The sequence below is a fragment of the Rhodococcus sp. O3 genome, assembly GCF_048897285.1.
GTDB lineage: Bacteria > Actinomycetota > Actinomycetes > Mycobacteriales > Mycobacteriaceae > Rhodococcus.
In genome coordinates, this window is the sequence record NZ_JBMBTE010000191.1 from 1 (window position 1) to 6,242 (window position 6,242).

At 69.4% G+C, this 6,242-nt stretch carries 8 protein-coding genes; 1 reads left to right on the top strand and 7 read right to left on the bottom strand.

Translation table 11 applies throughout. From position 1 onward, the window contains the following. Window positions 1-1,836 (bottom strand): aminopeptidase N (pepN, locus tag ACN675_RS27010; protein WP_420753746.1); only part of this gene is annotated, 1,836 nt, incomplete at its 3' end. Window positions 1,837-1,896: 60 nt separating this feature from the next. Continuing rightward, window positions 1,897-2,076 carry a tautomerase family protein gene (locus tag ACN675_RS27015; protein WP_197252026.1) on the bottom strand — a complete coding sequence of 60 codons (180 nt, stop codon included), beginning with the start codon at window positions 2,074-2,076 and terminating at the stop codon, window positions 1,897-1,899. 61 nt (window positions 2,077-2,137) lie between these two features. Here ACN675_RS27015 and ACN675_RS27020 point away from each other — a divergent pair, with 61 nt between their 5' ends. Continuing rightward, complete coding sequence (locus tag ACN675_RS27020) at window positions 2,138-2,578, top strand: hypothetical protein (protein ID WP_420753747.1); 441 nt, start codon at window positions 2,138-2,140, stop codon at window positions 2,576-2,578. A 28-nt stretch (window positions 2,579-2,606) separates the two neighbouring features. Here ACN675_RS27020 and hisI read toward each other — a convergent pair whose 3' ends face one another. The 5 genes from hisI to ACN675_RS27045 all read right to left on the bottom strand — a co-directional run bounded on the left by hisI (window position 2,607) and on the right by ACN675_RS27045 (window position 6,107). Continuing rightward, entirely contained in the window at window positions 2,607-2,957 is a 351-nt protein-coding gene (hisI, locus tag ACN675_RS27025) for a phosphoribosyl-AMP cyclohydrolase (RefSeq protein ID WP_420753748.1), read from the bottom strand. Next, window positions 2,954-3,727, bottom strand: a complete 774-nt coding sequence (hisF, locus tag ACN675_RS27030; RefSeq protein ID WP_420753749.1) for an imidazole glycerol phosphate synthase subunit HisF — start codon at window positions 3,725-3,727, stop codon at window positions 2,954-2,956. The genes hisI and hisF overlap by 4 nt, the downstream gene beginning before the upstream one ends. Further along, the gene (locus ACN675_RS27035) at window positions 3,724-4,551 is read right to left on the bottom strand and encodes an inositol monophosphatase family protein (protein WP_420753750.1); all 828 of its coding nucleotides are present in this window, start codon (window positions 4,549-4,551) and stop codon (window positions 3,724-3,726) included. Before ACN675_RS27035 ends, hisF begins: the two co-directional genes overlap by 4 nt. 4 nt (window positions 4,552-4,555) lie before the next feature. Further along, the gene (gene priA, locus ACN675_RS27040) at window positions 4,556-5,290 is read right to left on the bottom strand and encodes a bifunctional 1-(5-phosphoribosyl)-5-((5-phosphoribosylamino)methylideneamino)imidazole-4-carboxamide isomerase/phosphoribosylanthranilate isomerase PriA (RefSeq protein WP_420753751.1); all 735 of its coding nucleotides are present in this window, start codon (window positions 5,288-5,290) and stop codon (window positions 4,556-4,558) included. Window positions 5,291-5,354: 64 nt separating this feature from the next. Further along, window positions 5,355-6,107: an ATP-binding cassette domain-containing protein gene (locus ACN675_RS27045; protein WP_420753752.1), complete on the bottom strand. Its 753-nt coding sequence runs from the start codon at window positions 6,105-6,107 to the stop codon at window positions 5,355-5,357. Between the last annotated feature and the right edge of the window lie 135 nt (window positions 6,108-6,242).

The following is a 6,242-nucleotide window of genomic DNA, read 5'->3' on the forward strand; positions in this document are numbered from 1 at the left end:
CGCGCGACGATAGCCGGGGCGCGCCGCTTCCGGCAGGTAGTGCTCGATCGCGGTGGCGACGTTGGTCTGCACCGCGGCGAGCAGCGCGAGATTCGATTCGGCCGGGGCAAAGCGCTGCGCCATCGCCACGTATCGGGTGGCGAGCAACTCGGCGTCGCGGGTGGCGTTCCACAGCGCCGACCACACGAGACCGCGGGCCAGCGGATCGGTGATCCGCTCGAGCGACTCCTCGACGGTGGCGAGGGAGCGCGCGTCGAGCCGGATCTTCGCGTAGGTGAGGTCGTCGTCGTTGAGCAGCGTGAGCGGTGCGTCGGCGAGGTCCACCCGCGTGCGGCGCTGTTCGAGATCGACCTCGATGCGGTAGCGCCGCACCAGGTTTCCGCTTTCGTCGAAGTCGTACTGCCCGACAGCGAGGCGGTGCGGTCGCGGATCGCTCTGGACGATCTCGAACCCGCCGCTGCCGGCGGGTTCGAGGGTGAGCGTGGAGACGCCGGTGGTCTGCAGCCACGCGCGCGCCCAGCCGGTCAGATCACGCCCCGAGGTCGCCGACAGTTCGGTGAGCAGATCATCGAGGGTGGTGTTGCCGAAGGCGTGGGCACGGAAGTAGCGGCGGGCACCTTCGAAGAACGCGTCCCGGCCCACGTACGCGACGAGTTGCTTCAGGACGGAGGCGCCCTTGGCGTAGGTGATGCCGTCGAAGTTCAGTTTGGCGGCTTCGAGGTCGACGATGTCCGCGACCACCGGATGCGTGGTGGGCAACTGGTCCTGCAGGTATGCCCACGCCTTGCGCCGGTTCGCGAACGCCACCCACGCGTCGGTGAACTCGGTGGCCTCGGCGCTGACAAGCGATCCCATGTAGTCGGCGAAGGATTCCTTGAGCCACAGGTCGTCCCACCATTTCATGGTGACGAGGTCGCCGAACCACATGTGCGCCATCTCGTGCAGGATCGTGTTCGCCCGGCCCTGGTACTGCGCTGCGGTCGCCGCACCCCGGAAGACGTAGGACTCGGTGAAGGTGACGCAGCCGGGGTTCTCCATCGCACCGAGGTTGTATTCGGGCACGAACACCTGGTCGTACTTGCCCCAGGGGTACGGGTAGCCGAAGTGCTCGGCGAAGAAATCCAGTCCTTGCCTGGTGATCTCGACGATCGCGTCGGCGTCGAGGTACTGCGCGAGCGACGCCCGGCACAGCACACCGAGGTCGACGGCGAGATCGTCTCGGCTCCATGATGATTCGACCAGATGATAGGGGCCGGCGACGACGGCCGTGATGTAGGTGGACATCGGCGGGGTCGGCGCGAACACCACGCGCTGCCCACCGGGCACCGAATTCCGGTGCGCAACCGCCTGATTGGACACGACCTGCCATCGCTCGGGTGCGGACACGTCGAAGGTGAACGGCGCCTTGAGATCCGGCTGCTCGAAGCACGCGAAGACGCGGCGCGCGTCGGCCGGCTCGTACTGGGTGTAGAGGTAGGTCTGTCCGTCGGCGGGGTCGACGAACCGGTGCAGACCCTCCCCGGACCGGCTGTACTCGCCGGTCGCCGCGACCGTCACGACGTTGTCCTCGGCCAGCCCGCTCAACGCGATCCGCGCCCCGTCGTACGCGACCGCGACGGGCACGCCGTTGACGGTGACGGACTCGACGGACGGACCCAGGAAGTCGAGCCAGGTCTCACTGCTCGTCGAGGTGAACTCGATCGTGGTGGTGGTCGCGAAGCCGCTGGTCGCCGGATCGGGCGCATCCCGCAGGTCCAGCTGCACGCGGTAGGCGTGGACGCGGACGGCGTTCGCGCGGGTCGCGGTCTCGGCTCGGGTCAGGTTCGCGGTGCTCACGCGTCGATCCTATGGTGCTCTCCCCCGGATCGGCCGCCGCCGGAAGTGGCGTCGCGCGGGTCAGCCCAGCGGCACCCCGCCCACACCCCAGTTCTCGCGGGGCACCTCGGTGAGGGTCACCCACACCGACGACTCCGGTTTGCCGGAGGTCTCCGCGTAGGCCTTGGTGACCGCGGCGATGACGGCGGCCTTCTGCTCGGTGGTCAGGCCGGGTGTCTGGCTGATCTGGATCAGTGGCATGCAGGAAACTGTGCCACAACCGTCCTCGGGCTTCTCACGCGCGCTGTGTAGCGTTCACGACATGAGCAGGTTGGACGAAGTGGGCGAGCGCGACGCGTGGCGATGCTGGCTGTGTGACGAACCCGTGGATCCGAACATGTCGGTCAACGATCCGCGCGGGCCCAGCGTCGACGCCCTCACCACCGCGAAGAAGGGCGCGAAAGGCGGGCAGGAACGACTGGCCCACCGCGCGTGCAACACGAAGAAGGGCGCGGTGAAACCGGTGGTGCCGTGGGCCGATCACCTCTTCGTCGTCGACCCCGCCCCGATCATCGGGGTAGTGGATCAGCTCACCCGCAAGGGCGGTCGCGTCGCCGTCGCACGCTGCCCCACGGAAGCCGATGCGACCGAAGCCGGTGCCTGGCTGGTGGACCGGATGTCGCGCCTGGCACCCGACCTGAAGGTCGCGGCGCGGATCGACTCCGCCGGAGGCGGATTCCTCCTGTCGCTCACCGCGTCCTGAGCATCGGACCCGGCCCGCGCCGCCGGTTCTACTCGGCGGCGAGCAGCACGTCGGTGTCGAAGCAGGTGTGGGTGCCGGTGTGGCAGGCGGCGCCGGTCTGGTCGACGACGAGCAGCACCGTGTCACCGTCGCAGTCCAGCCGCACCTCGTGCACGTACTGGGTGTGCCCGGAGGTTTCCCCCTTGACCCAGTAGCTGTTGCGCGACCGCGAGAAGTACGTCGCCTTGCGGGTGGCGAGGGTGCGGGCGAGCGCCTCGTCGTCCATCCACGCCATCATCAGCACATCGCCGGTCGACTTCTCCTGCACGACGGCAGCAAACAGCCCGGCCTCGTTGCGCTTGAGCCGGTCGGCGATCCGCGGGTCCAGAATGTTGGTCATCGCACCGTGATCCCTTCTGCCCGCATGGCCTCCTTGACCTGGGGAATGGTGAGTTCCCCGAAATGGAACACGCTGGCGGCGAGCACCGCGTCGGCCCCGGCCTTCACAGCGGGTGCGAAGTGCTCGACGGCACCGGCGCCGCCGCTGGCGATGACCGGCACGGACACGGCGGCGCGGACGGCCGCGATCATCTTCAGATCGAATCCGGCCTTGGTGCCGTCGGCGTCCATCGAGTTGAGCAGGATCTCGCCGACGCCGAGTTCCTCACCGCGGCGGGCCCATTCGACCGCGTCGATGCCCGTGCCGCGGCGACCGCCGTGGGTGGTGACCTCCCAACCGGACGGGGTGGGTTCCTGCCCCTCGGGGACGGTGCGGGCGTCGACGGACAGCACGATGCACTGGGCACCGAACCGCTCGGACATCTCGCGCAGCACCTCGGGGCGGGCGATCGCGGCGGTGTTCACGCTGACCTTGTCGGCGCCGGCGCGCAGCAACCGGTCCACGTCCTCGACGGTGCGCACACCGCCACCGACGGTGAGCGGGATGAACACCTGCTCGGCGGTGCGGGTGACCACATCGAGCATCGTGCCGCGGTCACCGCTCGAGGCGGTGACGTCGAGGAAGGTCAGTTCGTCGGCGCCCTGTGCGTCGTAGACGGCGGCGAGTTCGACGGGGTCACCGGCGTCGCGCAGGTTCTCGAAATTCACGCCCTTGACGACGCGTCCGGCGTCGACGTCCAGGCACGGGATCACCCGAACTGCCAGGGTCATGGCTGTTGTTCTCCTTCGAGGCGGGAATCGGTCACCGATTCCAGTATGTCGAGTATCTCGTCGTGCACGCCGGGCGCGGCCGCGACCACCGAGCCGGAACCGATCCGCCACGGCGCGCCGGTGAAGTCCGTGGCGATACCGCCGGCGGCGCGCACCAGGGCCACCCCGGCGGCGTTGTCCCACGGATGGTGCCCGAACACCACGGCACCGCCGAGTACCCCGGCGGCGGTGTAGGCCAGGTCGACACCGGTCGAGCCGTGCATCCGCAGCCGGGACACGCGGCGGCTCAGTTCGGTGATGACCGCGAGCCGTCGCCGGCCCGGGACACGGCCGCGGCTGTCGATGTCGAAGCTGCCGACGCCGACCATCGCGTCGGCGAGCCGCCCCGGCTTCAGCGGCTCGGCGGGCACGCCGTTGTGCAGCAGGGGGCCGTTGATCGCCGCGGCGAACCGCTCCCCCACCAGCGGCAGCCACGTCAGCCCGAGCACCGGCTCGCCGTCCTGGACGAGCGCGAGGAGGATCCCGGCGGTGGGCAGGCCGGCGGAGTAGTTCACGGTGCCGTCGATGGGGTCGAGCAGCCACACCGTGCCCGCCCCGGCGCCGGGCCCGCCGAACTCCTCGCCGTGCACCGCGATGCCGGTGCGTTCGGTGAGCTCTCCGGTGATGCGTCGTTCGAGCTCGAGATCGAGTTCGGTGGCGAAGTCGTCGGGTCCCTTGTCGACCGATCGGGGCGCGCCGCGACCGGCGACGAACCGCTCCGCCGCGGCGTCGAGGATCTCACTCGCGACCGCAAGCAGCCTCGGCAGATCGGCGGTGTCGGTCATCGGCTCAGCGGGAGACGGCGTCGAGCGCTTCGGCCAGGGTGAACCGTCCGGCGTAGAGCGCCTTGCCGACGATCGCACCCTCGACACCCTCGGGCACCAGCGTCGCGATCGCCCGCAGGTCGTCGACGGTCGAGATACCACCGGAGGCGATGACGGGCGCGTCGGTCGCGTTCGCCACCTCGCTCAGCAGGTCCAGGTTCGGGCCGGTGAGGGTGCCGTCCTTGGTGATGTCCGTGACGACGAACCGGGAGCAACCGTCCTGGTTGAGTCGCTCCAGCGTCTCCCACAGGTCGCCGCCGTCGGAGACCCAGCCGCGGCCGCGCAGGCGCCAATTGCCGTCGATGAGCTTGACGTCGAGACCGACGGCGATCCGTTCGCCGTACTCGGCGATGGCGCGGGCACACCATTCCGGGTTCTCGATGGCGGCGGTACCGATGTTCACGCGGGCGCAGCCGGTCGCGAGAGCCGCGGCGAGCGTCTCGTCGTCGCGAATGCCACCCGACAGCTCGACCTTGACGTCGAGCTCACCGATCACACCGGCGAGGAGCTCCCGGTTGTCGCCGCGCCCGAACGCGGCATCGAGGTCGACGAGATGCACCCACTCGGCTCCGGCGTTCTGCCATTCGAGGGCGGCGTCGCGCGGCGCGCCGTAGCTGGTTTCGCTACCCGCCTCTCCCTGGACGAGGCGAACTGCTTCACCGTTGACGACGTCGACTGCAGGCAAAAGGACCAGGCTCACTGCGCCCACATTAGTGCCTGGGGCCCTCGACTCGGAAAACGTGGACGGTGAACGGCCGGGACCGTCACCCGGCCAGCGCCCGGCCGGTCGGAGTGTCCCGTCCCGCGTACTCGGCGACGTGCCCCTCGTACAGGACGGTTCCGCCGTGCCGGCCGGGTCCGGGCCCGAGATCGATCAGCCAGTCGGCGCGACGGATCACGTCCACGTTGTGTTCGATGACGACGACGGTGTGACCGTCGTCGACGAGAGCGTCGAGAACGCCCAGCAGGGTGCCGACGTCGGTCATGTGCAGACCGGTGGTGGGTTCGTCGAGGACGTACACGGTCGGGTGGTCGGCACTGTGCAGTTCGCTGGCGATCTTGACCCGTTGGCACTCCCCACCCGACAGGGTGCTCAGGGACTGCCCGAGACGCAGGTAGCCGAGGCCGACGGCGTCGAGCCGGGCGAGCGCGCGGGCGATGCCCGGGTCGGGCAGCCGTTCGACGGCTACCCCGATGGTGAGTTCGTCGACGTCCGCGATCGACAGGCCGTCGACGGTGTGGGCGAGCACCTCGGGTCCGAACCGCCGGCCGTGGCAGGTCTCGCACACGACCTCCTGGCCGTCCATGAAGGCCAGATCCGTATAGACGACGCCGGTGCCGTTGCAGTCCGGGCACGCGCCGTCGGAGTTCGCGCTGAACAGACTCGCCGGGACACCGTTGTGGCGGGCGAACAGTTTCCGGATCGCCGGGGCGATGCCGGTGTAGGTGATCGGGGTCGACCGCCGGTTGGTGCTCACCGGCTTCTGGTCGATGACGGTCGACTCGTGCTGGGTCACAATTCCGAAGCGAGACTGGATTTTCCGGATCCAGCGACACCGGTGAGCACGGTCGTCACCCCGAGGGGGATCCGCACGGTGAGGTTGCGCAGGTTGTTGCGGGACGCGTCGGCGATCGTGAGATGCCCGCGCGGC

Bases quoted from the DNA above. Each gene is read 5' to 3' on its own strand.
- ACN675_RS27015 (WP_197252026.1), bottom strand. From the start codon at position 2,076: ATGCCACTGATCCAGATCAGCCAGACACCCGGCCTGACCACCGAGCAG.
- ACN675_RS27020 (WP_420753747.1), top strand. From the start codon at position 2,138: ATGAGCAGGTTGGACGAAGTGGGCGAGCGCGACGCGTGGCGATGCTGG.
- hisI (WP_420753748.1), bottom strand. From the start codon at position 2,957: ATGACCAACATTCTGGACCCGCGGATCGCCGACCGGCTCAAGCGCAAC.
- hisF (WP_420753749.1), bottom strand. From the start codon at position 3,727: ATGACCCTGGCAGTTCGGGTGATCCCGTGCCTGGACGTCGACGCCGGA.
- ACN675_RS27035 (WP_420753750.1), bottom strand. From the start codon at position 4,551: ATGACCGACACCGCCGATCTGCCGAGGCTGCTTGCGGTCGCGAGTGAG.